The organism is Variovorax sp. Varisp46, from assembly GCF_059491885.1.
In genome coordinates this window covers 2,910,143-2,923,809 of sequence record NZ_CP168515.1, presented here as the reverse complement: position 1 = coordinate 2,923,809, position 13,667 = coordinate 2,910,143, and the positions used below count along the sequence as shown (strand labels likewise).

The 13,667-nt window shown below is 67.7% G+C and carries 13 protein-coding genes and 1 pseudogene; 11 read left to right on the top strand and 3 right to left on the bottom strand.

Features of this window, described 5'->3' with window-relative positions; genetic code table 11:
* The first annotated feature begins 20 nt into the window (after positions 1-20).
* From ACEN9N_RS13800 to ACEN9N_RS13750, 11 genes are all read left to right on the top strand, one after another.
* The gene (locus ACEN9N_RS13800) at positions 21-329 is read left to right on the top strand and encodes a DUF2160 domain-containing protein (protein ID WP_007831606.1); all 309 of its coding nucleotides are present in this window, start codon (positions 21-23) and stop codon (positions 327-329) included.
* Between the two features lie 100 nt (positions 330-429).
* A complete protein-coding gene (locus ACEN9N_RS13795) occupies positions 430-2,163 on the top strand; it encodes an ABC transporter substrate-binding protein (RefSeq protein ID WP_007831607.1) in 1,734 nt (577 codons plus the stop codon).
* 199 nt (positions 2,164-2,362) lie between these two features.
* Positions 2,363-3,367 carry a dialkylresorcinol condensing enzyme gene (locus ACEN9N_RS13790; RefSeq protein ID WP_495656304.1) on the top strand — a complete coding sequence of 335 codons (1,005 nt, stop codon included), beginning with the start codon at positions 2,363-2,365 and terminating at the stop codon, positions 3,365-3,367.
* Positions 3,357-4,490, top strand: a complete 1,134-nt coding sequence (locus tag ACEN9N_RS13785) for a beta-ketoacyl-ACP synthase III (RefSeq protein WP_413335941.1) — start codon at positions 3,357-3,359, stop codon at positions 4,488-4,490. Before ACEN9N_RS13790 ends, ACEN9N_RS13785 begins: the two co-directional genes overlap by 11 nt.
* Positions 4,491-4,492: 2 nt before the next feature.
* Positions 4,493-4,888: a DarG family dialkylresorcinol biosynthesis protein gene (locus tag ACEN9N_RS13780; protein WP_007831610.1), complete on the top strand. Its 396-nt coding sequence runs from the start codon at positions 4,493-4,495 to the stop codon at positions 4,886-4,888.
* Complete coding sequence (gene darH, locus ACEN9N_RS13775) at positions 4,885-5,865, top strand: BtrH-related acyltransferase DarH (protein WP_413315496.1); 981 nt, start codon at positions 4,885-4,887, stop codon at positions 5,863-5,865. The genes ACEN9N_RS13780 and darH overlap by 4 nt, the downstream gene beginning before the upstream one ends.
* A gap of 93 nt (positions 5,866-5,958) precedes the next feature.
* Entirely contained in the window at positions 5,959-6,867 is a 909-nt protein-coding gene (locus ACEN9N_RS13770; protein ID WP_413315494.1) for an ABC transporter ATP-binding protein, read from the top strand.
* Positions 6,868-6,875: 8 nt separating this feature from the next.
* Positions 6,876-8,033: an ABC transporter permease gene (locus ACEN9N_RS13765; RefSeq protein ID WP_413315493.1), complete on the top strand. Its 1,158-nt coding sequence runs from the start codon at positions 6,876-6,878 to the stop codon at positions 8,031-8,033.
* On the top strand, positions 8,030-8,305 hold the full coding sequence (locus tag ACEN9N_RS13760) for an acyl carrier protein (protein ID WP_495656303.1): 276 nt from the start codon (positions 8,030-8,032) through the stop codon (positions 8,303-8,305). Before ACEN9N_RS13765 ends, ACEN9N_RS13760 begins: the two co-directional genes overlap by 4 nt.
* Complete coding sequence (locus ACEN9N_RS13755) at positions 8,302-9,372, top strand: beta-ketoacyl synthase N-terminal-like domain-containing protein (protein ID WP_495656302.1); 1,071 nt, start codon at positions 8,302-8,304, stop codon at positions 9,370-9,372. Before ACEN9N_RS13760 ends, ACEN9N_RS13755 begins: the two co-directional genes overlap by 4 nt.
* Positions 9,369-9,857 carry a hypothetical protein gene (locus ACEN9N_RS13750; RefSeq protein WP_007831623.1) on the top strand — a complete coding sequence of 163 codons (489 nt, stop codon included), beginning with the start codon at positions 9,369-9,371 and terminating at the stop codon, positions 9,855-9,857. Before ACEN9N_RS13755 ends, ACEN9N_RS13750 begins: the two co-directional genes overlap by 4 nt.
* Before the next feature lie 9 nt (positions 9,858-9,866).
* Here the strand turns inward: ACEN9N_RS13750 and ACEN9N_RS13745 are convergent, their stop codons facing one another.
* From ACEN9N_RS13745 to ACEN9N_RS13735, 3 genes and pseudogenes are all read right to left on the bottom strand, one after another.
* Positions 9,867-10,487, bottom strand: coding sequence for an HD domain-containing protein (locus ACEN9N_RS13745; protein ID WP_495656301.1), 621 nt, complete (start codon positions 10,485-10,487; stop codon positions 9,867-9,869).
* Between the two features lie 4 nt (positions 10,488-10,491).
* Positions 10,492-11,592, bottom strand: coding sequence for a lytic murein transglycosylase B (gene mltB / locus ACEN9N_RS13740; RefSeq protein ID WP_495656300.1), 1,101 nt, complete (start codon positions 11,590-11,592; stop codon positions 10,492-10,494).
* A 53-nt stretch (positions 11,593-11,645) separates the two neighbouring features.
* Positions 11,646-13,665: pseudogene (locus ACEN9N_RS13735) on the bottom strand (transglutaminase TgpA family protein).
* Positions 13,666-13,667: the final 2 nt, after the last annotated feature.

Sequence of the window (13,667 nt, the reverse complement as noted above, 5' to 3'; positions counted from 1 at the left end):
AAAAGACAAGGAAATAGAGCATGTTCGACTGGATGGTATGGACCACCCCCGTGGCCGTTTTCTTCAGCTGCATCGCACTCATGCTGGTCGGCATGACGGTGTGGGAATTCAAGTCGCCCACCACGCTGCGGCGCGGCTGGCTGCCGATGGCCACCACGCGTGGCGACCGGCTGTTCATCGGGCTGCTGTCGGCGGCGTATGTGAACCTGGTCTTCATCGGCCTGGCGGGCAAGTTCCAGGAGTGGTTCAGCCTCGAGGCCGAGCCTTCGATCTGGATCAGCTTCGTGCTGTCGATGGGCCTGCTCGCGCTGGTGATGCGCAAGGGCTGAACATTTCCTTTCGTCTTCTCAGACGCGTTCCGGCTCTCCGCCTCCCCGGAGCCGTGATCGAACACAACACCGGGGAAGCAACAACCGAGGAGACAACTTCATGAAGATGCGCTACACGGCATTGGCACTGGCAGCGGCGATGTTCGCCGCGCATGGTGCGGCGACGGCTGGCGAGGCCGAAGCCAAGAAATGGATCGACAGCGAGTTCCAGCCATCGACCTTGTCCAAGGACAAGCAGATGGAGGAAATGAAATGGTTCATCGATGCGGCCAAGAAGCTGCAGGCCAAGGGCGTGAAGGAGGTGTCCGTCGTCTCCGAAACCCTGACCACCCACGAATACGAATCGAAGACACTGGCCAAGGCCTTCGAGGAAATCACCGGCATCAAGGTCAAGCACGACCTGATCCAGGAAGGCGACGTGGTCGAGAAGCTGCAGACCTCGATGCAGTCGGGCAAGTCGATCTATGACGGCTGGATTTCCGACTCCGACCTGATCGGCACGCACTATCGCTACGGCAAGATCATGTCGCTGACCGACTACATGAAGGGCGCCGGCAAGGAGTTCACCAACCCCGGCCTCGACCTGAAGGACTTCATCGGTACCAGCTTCACCACCGCACCCGACGGCCAGCTGTACCAGTTGCCCGACCAGCAGTTCGCCAACCTGTACTGGTTCCGCGCCGACCTGTTCGCGCGCAAGGACCTGCAGGACAAGTTCAAGGCCAAGTACGGCTACGACCTGGGCGTGCCGCTGAACTGGAGCGCCTATGAAGACATCGCCGAGTTCTTCAGCGTCGACGTGAAGACCATCGACGGCAAGCCAATCTACGGCCACATGGACTACGGCAAGAAAGACCCGTCGCTCGGCTGGCGCTTCACCGATGCGTGGCTGTCGATGGCCGGCTCCGCCGACAAGGGAATTCCCAACGGCATGCCGATCGACGAATGGGGCATCCGCGTGGCCGACGACAAGTGCACGCCTACCGGTGCCTCGGTGTCGCGCGGCGGTGCCACCAACTCGCCAGCCGCCGTGTACGCGCTCACCAAGTACATCGACTGGATGAAGAAGTACGCGCCCAAGGAGGCCATGGGCATGACCTTCGGCGAATCCGGTCCAGTGCCGGCCCAGGGCCAGATCGCGCAGCAGATCTTCTGGTACACGGCCTTCACCGCCGACATGACCAAGAAGGGCCTGCCGGTCGTGAACGACGACGGCTCCCCCAAGTGGCGCATGGCCCCCGGCCCGAACGGTCCGTACTGGAAGCAGGGCATGCAGAACGGCTACCAGGACGTGGGCTCGTGGACCTTCTTCAAGGGCCATGACGCCAACAAGACGGCGGCAGCATGGCTCTACGCGCAGTTCATCACCGCCAAGACCACCTCGCTGAAGAAGTCGATCACCGGGCTGACATTCATCCGCGACAGCGACATCCGTGCGGACTACTTCACGCAGAACGCCAACAAGTACGGCGGCCTGATCGAGTTCTACCGCAGCCCGGCACGCGTGGCATGGACGCCGACCGGCACCAACGTACCCGACTATCCGAAGCTCGCGCAGCTCTGGTGGAAGAACGTGGCGGAGGCCGTCACGGGCGAGAAGACCCCGCAGAAGGCAATGGACAACCTGGCCGACGAGATGGACAACGTGATGGCCCGCCTCGAGCGCGCCGGCATGGCCCATTGCGCGCCCAAGCTGAACCCCAAGGGTGATCCGGCCAAGTACCTGAGCGACGACCATGCCCCGTGGAAGAAGCTGGCCAACGAAAAGCCGAAGGGCGAGACCATCGACTACAACAAGCTGCTGACCGCCTGGAAGGAAGGCAAGGTGCGCTGAGCCTTGCATACAGCGTCCGCGTTCTGAAAAGATCGCCGTGACAAGGGCCGTGCCGCGAGGTGCGGCCCTTTTTGTTCTTTTCCCGCATTGCGGCCATATGACCGATCCGGCCGTCTGATTGTCGCGACGCATGACCAATGGCAGATGCGTTCGGCACGGGCTTCGCGTACATTCGACGGCCCCCGAAACGCCACCGCCAGTGACCTCCAGCCTTTCCAGCCCCCCACGCACGGACCCAGCAGCCGCCCCTCGAAGCGTCAAGCGCGTCCTGGTCCTGCGCTATTCGCAGTCCGGCCAGCTCGACGAGGTCGCCGAGCAGATCGCCGCCCCGCTGCGCGCCGACCCGTCGATCCAGGTGCACGAAGAAACACTGCGGCCGCAGAAGCCGTATCCCTTTCCCTGGCCCTTCCTGACTTTCTTCGACGCCTTCCCCGAGTCGGCCCACATGAAGCCGCAGCCGCTCGCGCCGCTGTCGCTCACGGGCGAGGAAGACTTCGACCTGATCGTGCTGCCCTACCAGGTGTGGTTCCTGGCACCTTCGCAGCCCGTTGCGGCTTTTCTGAAGCACCCGGTGGCGGCGCGGCTGCTCAAGGGCAAACCCGTGGTCACGGTCATCGCGTGCCGCAACATGTGGCTGCTGGCCCATGAGAAGCTCAAGGGCATGCTCGATGACGTGGGCGCGCGCCTGATCGACAACGTGGTGCTCACCGACCCCGGCCCCACGCTCGCCACCTTCTTCACCACGCCGGCCTGGCTGATCTGGGGCCGCAAGCGCGGCTTCTGGGGCATGCCCGATGCCGGGCTCAGCAACAGCCAGATCCGCGGCACCGCCCGCTTCGGGCGTGCCCTGCGCGATGCGTTGCACAGCGGCCAGGAGCGTGGGACGCAGCCTTTGCTGGCCGGCCTGGGCGCCGTGCGGGCCGACGCGAAATTGCTCATCAGCGAGAAGGCCGGCACCCGCAGCTTCTACCTGTGGGGCAAGCTGATCATGGCGGCCGGCAGTCCAGGTGCATGGCAGCGCAAGCCGCTGCTGCTGTTGTACGTGCTGTTCCTGATCGCGCTGATCGTCACGGTGGTGCCGGTGAGCCTGACGCTGCAGGCGCTCCTGCGGCCTTTGTTCAGAGGGTGGCTGACTAAAATGACGGCTCAATTCGAGTGCCCGTCGGGCTCGGCCACGGATCGCACTGCTCTCTATGACAACTGATGTCTTCCTGACCCGCACCGCCGCCTTTCTGCCGTTTCCCCCCGTCAGCAATGAAGACATCGAAGACGTCCTCGGCCGCATCGGCGGCAAGGCTTCTCGCGCGCGGCGGCTGATTCTTCGCAGCAACGGCATCCAGTCGCGCCACTACGCCATCGACCGCGCCACCGGCGAGCTGGCCATGACCAACGCGCAGCTCACCGCCTCGGCCATCCGCGCGCTCGGCGATATTGGCCCGGTCGACTGCCTCGTCACCGGCACCTCGCTGCCCGACCAGCTCATGCCCAACCACGCGGTGATGGTGCATGGCGAACTCGGCTGGCCCCGGCTCGAAGTGGTGGCCTGCGCGGGCATCTGCCTGGCCGGCGCCACCGCGCTGAAGCATGCGTGGCTCTCGGTGCGCGCGGGCGATGCGCAGCGTGCGGTGGCCACGGGTTCGGAGCTGGCCTCGGCCGTCATGCGCGGCTCGCGCTTCGAGGCCGAGCTGGAGCACAAGCTCGAGGCGCTGGAGGCGCGGCCCGAACTGGCCTTCGAGAAGGACTTCCTGCGCTGGATGCTGTCCGACGGTGCCGGCGCCGTGCTGCTGGAGCGCGAGCCGCGCGGGCCGCTGTCGCTGCGTGTCGATTGGATCGACCTGTCGTCGGCTGCGCATGAGCTGCCGGTGTGCATGTACGCCGGCGCCGAGAAGAATGCCGAAGGCGGCCTCGACGGCTGGGGGCGCAAGACGCCCGCCGAATGGCAGAGCGAGTCGACCTTCGCCGTGAAGCAGGACGTGCGCCTGCTCAACGAGAACATCGTGCGCGCCACGCTGGGCGAGCCGCTGGCGGCCATCATCGAGCGGCGCGGGCTGAAGTCGGCGGACATCGACTGGTTTTTGCCGCACCTGTCGTCGCAGTACTTCGTCGAGCCGGTGAGCCAGTGCCTCGAATCGCTGGGCCTGCCGATTCCGCGCGAGCGCTGGTTCAGCAATCTTGCGAGCAAGGGCAACACGGGTTCGGCGTCGCCTTACATCATGCTCGACGAGCTGTTCCGCTCGGGCCGCATCCAGCGTGGCCAGAAGTTGCTGATGTTCGTGCCGGAGAGCGGCCGCTTCTCCAGCGGCTTCATCTACATGGAGGCTGTGTAGCCATGGATCTCGACGCAGTACCGCAGGAGGGCAATGCGACCCTCGACGGCCATTCCAAGCTGATGTACGCCCGCGACGCGCAGGGCCGCGTCGTCACCACCACTTCGCGCGGCTGGGAGGCGGAGGAGATCGTCACCAGCCATGCGGTCGACGTGCTCGTCGAACAGGCGCAGGCCGCGAAGGAGCGCGTGAAGGCGGGGCAGGCCTCGCCGCTCGAATACTGGATGTACGAGCGCCGCATGGACGTGGCGCTGCTCTCGCAGACCAGCGGCTTCTGGCAATGGCGCGTACGGCGCCACCTGCAGCCGCGCCATTTCGCGGCGCTGTCGCCGGCCCAGCTCGCGCGCTACGGCGAAGCGCTGGGGCTTTCCGTCTCCACCTTGCAGGGCCTGCCGTGAACTTCCAACACCAACAGGCGGCGCATTGCGAAAGCGGCGTCATCTCCAGCCTGATGCGCCACCACGGCGCACCGATGAGCGAGAGCATGGCGCTCGGCCTGTCGTCCGCGATCTCGTTCGCGTACCTGCCGTTCATCAAGCTGTCGGGCCTGCCGCTCATTTCGTACCGCATGCCGCCCAAGGCCATCATCAAGGGCCTGCTGGCGCCGATGGCCGCCCGCTTCCGCTTCGAGACCTTTCGCAGCGCCGAGGCCGGACAGCAGCGGCTCGATGCTTTGCTGGCCGATGGCCAGCTGGTGGGCCTGCAGACCTCGGTCTACTGGCTGCCGTACTTTCCGCCGAACATGCGCTTCCACTTCAATGCGCACAACCTGCTGGTGTACGGGAAGGACGGCGACGACTACCTGATCAGCGACCCGGTGTTCGAGGAGCCCGTGCGCTGCCCGAGCGGCGACCTGGCACGCGCTCGCTTCGCCAAGGGCGTGCTGGCGCCGAAGGGGCTCATGTATTACCCGCAGGCCATCGATCGCAAGACGGTCGATGCGGCCTCCGTGGTCAAGGCCATCCGCAAGACGGTGCGCAACATGCTGGCGCCCATTCCCATCGTCGGCGTGCGCGGCATGCGGACGCTGGCCAAGCGCATGCAGAAGCTGTCGCCGACCGATCCGCGCAGCGTCGACTTCATCGGCCACGTGGTGCGCATGCAGGAAGAAATCGGCACGGGCGGGGCGGGTTTCCGCTTCATCTATGCGGGTTTCCTGCAAGAGGCGGCACAGCTGCTCGACAAGCCGCAACTGCAGCAGATGTCCGAGCGGCTGATCGCCATCGGCGACGGCTGGCGTGCGTTCGCGCTCAAGGCGGCGCGCATGGTGAAGGGGCGAGAGGCGGTCGACCCCGCCGCGCTGGCTGCCAAGCTGCACGAGCAGGCGCTGCAGGAAGAAAACTTCTTTCGCGACCTGAAGGCTGCCGTGGCCTGAGATGGGGCGTTGTTCTTTTCTCCTTGTTGTTCGTTGTTCGGGGCGCGATCACGCCGACACGCCCCCGTCACCCGGCAACCCGAGGCCAGACCCATGCTCGAGTTGAAGACCCTCGGTCACCGGTATCCGAACGCCGACGCCCCCGCGCTGGTGGACGTGTCGCTCACCGTGCCACGGGGCTGCGTGCTGGGCCTGCTGGGCCCCAACGGCGCGGGCAAGACCACGCTGATCTCGCACTTGTCGGGCGCGTTGGCCGTGCAGTCGGGCGAGATCCTCATCGACGGCCAGCCGCTGCAGCAGGTGCGTGCGAAGGCCCCGACGCGCATCGCGGTGGCACCTCAGGAGCAGGCGTTCTATCCGATGCTCACCGTGGCCGAGAACCTGGCGGTGTTCGCCGCTGCGGGAAGGCTGTCGGGCCCGCGCAAGAAGGAGCGCATCGAGGCCTGTACGCAATTCGCGCAGCTGGAGCAGTTCGCGGGCGTGCGCGCCGAGCGGCTCTCGGGCGGCCTCAAGCGCCGGCTCAACCTTGCGATTGCCTTGCTGCCCGAGCCCGAGCTGATGCTGTTCGACGAGCCCACCGTGGGCGTCGATCCGCAATCGCGCGCGTTCATCCTCGACGCGATCCGGAGCCTCGCGCAGCAGGGCGCGGCGGTGATCTACGCCTCGCACTACATGGAGGAGATCGAGGCCATTGCAGATCGCGTCGCCATCCTCGACCGTGGACACGTGCTGCGCGAAGGCTCGCTCGACGGGCTGCTGTCGAAGAGCGCGATGCTGCTCACGCTGGCCGCCGACGGGCTCGACGCCGGCATGCTCTCGCGCTTCGGCACGGTGGAGCAGGGCGGCGCGCACTGGCGCATTCACCTGAACGCAGGGAGCGGCCCGGCGCCGGTGCTGGCTGCTCTGGAAGCCGCGGGCATCGAGGTGCGCCACGCCGAATTCGGCCGCCATGACCTGGAGCAGCTGTTCATGGCGCTCACCCACCGCTCGTTGCGCGACTGAAGAACCCCATGCTCCTCGCGCTCATCAAGAAAGAACTGCTCGCCCTCGTGCGCGACATGCACGGCCTTGCCGCGCTGTTCCTGATGCCGATGGTCTTCATCGTGCTGATGTCGCTCACGCTGAAGGATATCTACCGCCCGCCGCTGGCCGAGCTGAACTACGCCATCGACATGCGCGACATGGCCACGCCCGCGCAGTGGCTCAAGCAGCTCTGGCAGCGCAACCATGGCGCGCCGCAGCCGCTTGGCAATGACTGGCAGGCGCGGCTGCGCAACGGCTCGCTCAAGTACGTGATCGTGATGGAGCCGGGCCTGTCGCAAGAGCTGGAGTCGGCCGCGCTGTCGACCAGGGCGTACATCCATCTGTTGACCGAACCCGGCATCGACGCCAACCTGTTCAACGCGCTGCGCGCCGAACTCATCGGCGCCTCGGGCGAGCTCAAGGCGCGTCTTGCGCTGGCGGTGCCCGGCACGGCCAGCCCCGCGCCCGAGGCGTCCATCGAGGCGATGGTGCGCGCCGAGCGCTTCTCCACCGCCGGCCCGCGGCCGACCTCGGTGCAGCAGAACGTGCCGGCTTGGCTGGTGTTCGGCATGTTCTTCGTAGTGGCCTCGCTGTCCAGCCTGTTCGTGCAGGAGCGCAGTTCGGGCGCGCTCGGACGGCTGCAGGGCCTGGGCGTGTCGCGCAGCATGCTGCTGATGTCGAAGGCGCTGCCGTACCTGGGCGTGAACGCGCTGCAGGCCGTGCTGATGCTCGCGGCCGGCATCTGGTTCATGCCGCTGATCGGCGGCGACGCGCTGTCGCTCGCGGGCATCCATTGGGGCGCGCTGCTGTTGTCGCTCGCGGCCGTGAGCCTCGCGGCGGTGAGCCTGTCGCTCGCGCTGGCCTGCCTGGTGCGCAGCCACGCGCAGGCGGCCACCATCGGGCCGATGGTCAATGTGCTGATGGCGGCGGCGGGCGGCATCATGGTGCCCAAGTTCGTCATGCCGGGCTTCATGCAGCGGCTGGTCGAGATTTCCCCGATGAACTGGGGGCTCGAAGCGCTGCTGACCGTGCTGCTGCGTGGCGGCGGCGTGGCCGATGCGCTGCCGCAGATTGGCCGGCTGGCCGTGTTCGCGGCGCTGATGTTTCTTCTGGCTGTTTTTCTGTTTCGCAGGCGCGCATCGTGAGCACCACCGTCACCCCTGAATTCATTGCCAGCCTCAAGGCCATGGTGCTCGAAGCCGTCGAGAAGGACACGCCCCCGGGCGGCCTCGGCGACGACGAGCCATTGTTCGGCCCCGAGGCCCGGCTCGACCTCGACTCGCTCGACGCGCTCCAGGTGTCGATGACGATCCAGCAGCGCTTCGGCGTGCGCATGCCCGACAGCAAGGAAACACGCCGGGCGATGACTTCCATCGCTCATCTGGCGGAACACCTCGCGCTGGCGGGCAAGGCATGAGCGATGTCTACCTGGGCGGCACGGGCCTGGCCTGTGTGCTCGGCGACGACGTTCCATCCGTGCTGGCGTCGCTGCAGCGCGGCGGCGTGCCGCCGACACCGGTGGCCGTGGCAGAGGGAATCCACTGGCCGGTGTACGCGCTGGCGCCGAGCGAAGGCGACTGGACGCAGCGCCTGTGCCGCACCGTGTGCAACGTGGCTTCGCAGACCGGCGACTGGGGCGCGCGCACGGTACCGCTGTTCGTGGCCTCGTCGTCGCTCGACATCGGCTTCATGGAGCACGAGAAGCAGGACCTGCGGCTCGGCGGCGACCTGCAGGACTTTGCCGGCATCGTGGCCCGCGCGCTGGATTGGCAGGGACCGGTGTTCACCGTTTCGACCGCCTGCACGTCGGCGCTGAACGCGGTGCTGGCGGCCGCCGAGCTGATTCGCAGCGAAGACGCCGACCAGGCACTGGTGATCGGCATCGAACTCGACAACCGCTTCACGGTCGCCGGCTTCGGCGCGATGCAGTTGCTGGCGCCCGACCGCGCGCAGCCCTTCGGCGCACAGCGCAAGGGGCTGGTGCTCGGCGAAGCGGTCGCCGCACTGCGACTGACATCGCGTCCTGCGCGCTGGCAGGTCGCGGGCGGTGCCAACGTGGTCGACGGGCGCAACCCATCGGGCACCGAAGCCACGGCCGTGCATGCGATGTGCCGCGGCGCGCTGGCGCAGAGCGGCCTGCAGCCCGGCGACATCGACCTGATCAAGGTGCAGGCGGCGGGCAGTCCCGTCAACGACGCCATCGAGGTGGAAGCGCTGAAGCAGGTGTTCGATCCGCTGCCGCCGCTGGTGTCGCTCAAGTCGGCGATCGGCCACACGCTGGGCGCGGCGGGGGCGGCGGAACTGGCCCTGCTGGTCGGCTGCATCGAGGGTGGCGTCTGGCCGTCGGTGGACTATCCGCTCGATGCATCGCTCGGCATTGCGCTGAGCAAGGAGGCGCCGCAGAAGCTGCGCAACATCCTGCTCAACGTGGTGGGCTTCGGCGGTGGACATGCTTCGCTCGTGTTGAAGGACGCAGGCCCATGAGCACCTGGCACACCACCGCCCATTTCATCGCGCATCCGCCGCCGGTCGACTGGCGCGATGACCTCGCCCGCCGCATCGGCCGCCGGCCGCGCCGTGTCGGCCTGTGGACCGAGCTGGCGATGTACGGCGCACGCTGCTGCCTCGACGCGGCGGGCGAGGCCGCATTGCCGGCCGGCGCGCGCATCCGTGTCGCCAGTCAACGCGGCGCATGGGGCGCCACGCATGCCGGCCTGACCCAGCTCGATGCAGGCCTGCCGATGCCCTTCACCTTCATGCAGAGCCAGCCCGCGCTGATGCTGGCCGAAGTCGGCCGCTGTCTCGAATGGTGGGGCGACGCCAGTTTTGCGCTGTGCCGCGATGCGGCGCGCACGCTGCAGCTGGCGAAGCTGGGCGCGGCGCGCGACGGCCTGTTGTTCGGCATCGTGGAAGAAGAGCGCCATGGCGAGCCGCCGCGCACCGAATGGTGGCGCCTGGTGCCCGCCTGACGAGGCCGGTCAGCCCGCGATGGAACGCTGCAGGTTGAGGCGCGCCTGCGCTTCGAGCTGCGCGTGCATCCGCGGTGTCGCATAGATGGCCTGGCGGTCGAGAAAGCGCTGAAGAATCGCTCGGCGCCGCGGCAGCCGCACCTCGTCCGGAACGAAGGCGTATTCGGCATGCACCTGCCGCTCGTATTCGTCGAAACGCCCACGTTCCGCGCCGAGGATCGACAGGTCGATGTCGATCAGCAGCTCGGCATCGCGGCCTTCGGGTACGGCGTCGTGGCGCGTGGCCATCACGAGCGCATGGACGCGCTCGGCGGCTGCGCTGTCCGCACCGGCTTCGAGCAGGGCCTCGCGCGCCCAATCGGCGCTGCGTGCCTCGTTGTCGTGGGCGTGTACGTCGTAGATGGCGTCGTGGAACCACAGCGCGAGCGCCACTTCACCGGGGCGTTCGGCCAACGTCTTCTCGCGCTCGAACCACGCGAGGCATTCGCCCAGGTGCTGCACCGTGTGGTAGTGGCGCTGCGGTTCGCCGTAGCGGCGCTGCAGCTCTTCGCACAGCGCCTCACCCGGCGAGTCGATGCCCAGCGCATGCCAGGCCTCGTTCCAGTTCGCGCGCAGCGCCTCGGGTGTCATGGTGCTATTGCTCCATCGCCGCCTTGACCTCTTGCCCAAGGTCGAGCACGGACATGGCGTAGTAGCTGCTCCAGTTGTAGCGCGTGATCACGTAGAAGTTGCGCGTGCCGGCCACGTAGGTTGGTGGCGCATCGGCGCCGTTCTGCAGCTCGATCAATGCGAGCAGGCCCTTGTGGTTGATGCCGTCGCCTTCGGGCACCGCGCCGGCGGCCACGAAGCTGTCGGTGCTGAAGGTCGGCAGGATGTCGGGCGCCAGCAGCAGCGCCTTCTGCAGCCGCGCTTCCTCGAAATGCATCGGATAGATCGCCGGCATGCCGGCCTTCCAGCCGAAGGCCTTGAAGTAGTTGGCGACCGAGCCGATCACGTCGGCCGGGTTGTTCACGAGATCGATGCGGCTGTCGCCGTCGAAGTCGACCGCGTACTTGGCGATGCTGCTGGGCATGAACTGCGGCATGCCCATCGCGCCGGCATAGCTGCCGACGGGCGTGAGCGGATCGTCGGCGGTGCGGCTCTCGGTGCTCAGGAAGCTTTCGAGCTCTCCGCGGAAGAAGGCCTGGCGCTCGGCCGCGCGTGGATGGCCTTCGGGAAAGTCGAACGAGAGCGTGGCCAGTGCATCGATCACGCGAAAGTTGCCCATGTTGCGGCCGTAGATGGTCTCCACGCCGACGATGCCGACGATGATTTCCGGCGGCACGCCGTACACCTGCTCGGCGCGCGCGAGCGTGTCGGCATTGGCGCGCCAGAAGCGCACGCCGGCCGCGATGCGCACCGGGTCGATGAAGCGGCTGCGGTAGGTCTGCCAGTTCTTCACCGTGCCGACCGGGCCCGGCAGCATGAGCCGCGGCACGTTGGGCAGGAAGCGCGCGCTGCCGATGGTGGCGCGCACCCAGTCGCGATCGAGGCCGCGGCGCTCGGCCACTTCGTCGGCGAACTTCATCGCGTCGTCGCGCATGGCGTAGGGCGTGCTGCCGCGCACCGGGCTGGCCGCTGCGCTGCGGCCGTTGGAAGACTTCTGGGCTACAGCCCCCGTGGACCATGCGCAGCAGGCGGCAAGGAGGGCGGCTGCCGCGGCGGCGCGCGAAGGCGTGGAGAGGAAAAATCGCATGGGCCGATTGTGCCGTCCGCCCACATGGCCCCTCTTCAGGGACACATGTGGTTTCAGCCGCGTGGGTTGTCGGTCGGCCAGGCGATGCGCCGGAACTCGGCGCGCAGGGTGGAGAGCGAGTCGGGCGTGGCCGGCGCGTAACGCTGTGCCTCGAGCTTGAGCAGCCAGTCGCGCACGGCCTGCGCGGCGGGGCCGAAGCGTGCGTCGGCCGCCTGTGCCATCTGGCGCGGCGGGGCGCTGTCGGGCAGCTGCAGGCCGGCCTTGGCGAGCCGCGCGCGCCCGGCCTAGCAGGCGCAGCCATGGGTCGTGCCGGCTGCCCTCCCACAGCGTCCAGCCGGCGCCAGCCAGGCTCGCGCCCACCAGCAGGTAGAGCAGCACGTAGGCCAGGTCTTCGAGGCTCGGCGCCTTGAAGCCGATGTTCTTCAGCAGGTTGAGCTGGCGGCTCTGGGTGTAGTTGAGCACCCACTGGTTCCAGCCGTTGTTGACGGCTTCCCATGCGGCGCGGATGTTCTGCACGAGGGTGGGGCTCATCGAGCCGAAGGCGCCCGCGATCAGGCCCGGCTGCGGCTGGAGCCGCTGTGTCTGGCCGATGCGCCCCGGAGACACCGAGCCCGTGGGATCCACGCGGGTCCAGCCGGTGCCTTCCTGCCAGATCTCGGCCCAGGCATGGGCATCGCTCTGGCGCACGATCCAGTAGTTGTCTACGCCGTTGAGTTCCCCGCCCTGGTAGCCCGTCACGATGCGCGCCGGGATGTTCAGGTTGCGCATCAGCACCACGAAGGCCGAGGCGATGTGCTCGCAGAAGCCCTCCTTGCGGTCGAACCAGAACTCGTCGGCCGTGTCGTTGCCATAGACGCCCGGCTCCAGCGTGTAGCTGTAGCCGCCGGTGCGCAGGCGCCGCAGGGCTGCCTGCACGAAGGCCTGCGCGTTGGCGTTGGCCAGCGCGGGGTCGGCGCGCATCTCGGCGGCGAGGGCGGCGGTGCGCGGGTTGGTGCCGGGCGGCAGCGCCAGGTAGGCCTGGAGCTGGCCGCCCGTGCGCTTCAATGGGCCGCTCTGGAACTGCGTGTAGCTTTCGGCGCGGTAGCGCACCAGGTCGGTGACGGGGCGGTTCGCGATCCATTGCAGGTCGGGCGTGCCGGTGACTTCGAAGCCGGGTGCCTCGGGGGGGCGCTGCGCCGCGTCGAGGGCCAGCAGCCAGGGGCGGTTGCTGGCTTCGAGCGTGACCTCGTAGCGCACGGGTTCGCCGCTCACGCGCAGGTTGGGGGTCCATTGCGCGCCGCGCGCCCATGACGGCAGCGCGGTCCATTCACGGCCGTCGAACTGCGCCAGCACCGGTCCGCGGAAATAGAGCTGGCTTTGCGGCGGCGCCCGGCCACCGTCGAACTTGATGCGCGCGGCGATGCGGTCGTCGAGCGCCAGTTCGGCGATGGTGCCGACGCGCATGGTGTTCGACAGGCCGCTGCGCCCCAGCATGGCGTCGCTGGGTGTGCCCCACAGCGGCGCGAGGCGTGGGAACAGCAGGAACAGCGCGAGCATGATCGGCGCGCCCGCCAGCGCCATCCAGCCCGCCATGCGTGCGGCCTGCATCAGCGGCGGCCGACCCACCGGCATGTGCGCGTTGACCAGCGCGGTCAAAAGGCCCAGCAGCGCCAGCAGCATGGTGAACGCGGTCAGCAGCGACTGCGAATAGAAAAAGTTCGTGAGCATCGCGAAGAAGCCCAGGAAGAAGACCACGAACGCATCGCGCCGCGCGCGCAGTTCCAGCGTCTTGAGTGCGAGCAGGCTGACGATCAGCGTCACGCCCGCGTCGCGGCCCAGCAGCGTGCGGTGCGTGGCGTAGGTGGCGCCGAGGATCAGCGCCAGCAGGGCGATGCGCCACCACTTGCTGGGCAGGGAGCGCCCCTGTACGGACAATGTGGCGCGCCAGAGCAGCACCATGACCGTGATGGCCGTGCACCACCAGGGCAGGTTCTCGATCTGCGGCAGCAGGATCAGGCCGATCACGCAGAGCAGGAAAAGGGTATCCCGCGCGTCCCGGGGGAGTGCGGCGAGTTCCCGTATGACTCGGTTCATGC

Coding starts and splice junctions, on each gene's coding strand:
- ACEN9N_RS13765 (WP_413315493.1), top strand. CDS start 6,876: ATGCTCCTCGCGCTCATCAAGAAAGAACTGCTCGCCCTCGTGCGCGAC.
- ACEN9N_RS13800 (WP_007831606.1), top strand. CDS start 21: ATGTTCGACTGGATGGTATGGACCACCCCCGTGGCCGTTTTCTTCAGC.
- ACEN9N_RS13785 (WP_413335941.1), top strand. CDS start 3,357: ATGACAACTGATGTCTTCCTGACCCGCACCGCCGCCTTTCTGCCGTTT.
- ACEN9N_RS13770 (WP_413315494.1), top strand. CDS start 5,959: ATGCTCGAGTTGAAGACCCTCGGTCACCGGTATCCGAACGCCGACGCC.
- ACEN9N_RS13795 (WP_007831607.1), top strand. CDS start 430: ATGAAGATGCGCTACACGGCATTGGCACTGGCAGCGGCGATGTTCGCC.
- ACEN9N_RS13745 (WP_495656301.1), bottom strand. CDS start 10,487: ATGACACCCGAGGCGCTGCGCGCGAACTGGAACGAGGCCTGGCATGCG.
- ACEN9N_RS13755 (WP_495656302.1), top strand. CDS start 8,302: ATGAGCGATGTCTACCTGGGCGGCACGGGCCTGGCCTGTGTGCTCGGC.
- ACEN9N_RS13750 (WP_007831623.1), top strand. CDS start 9,369: ATGAGCACCTGGCACACCACCGCCCATTTCATCGCGCATCCGCCGCCG.
- mltB (WP_495656300.1), bottom strand. CDS start 11,592: ATGCGATTTTTCCTCTCCACGCCTTCGCGCGCCGCCGCGGCAGCCGCC.
- ACEN9N_RS13780 (WP_007831610.1), top strand. CDS start 4,493: ATGGATCTCGACGCAGTACCGCAGGAGGGCAATGCGACCCTCGACGGC.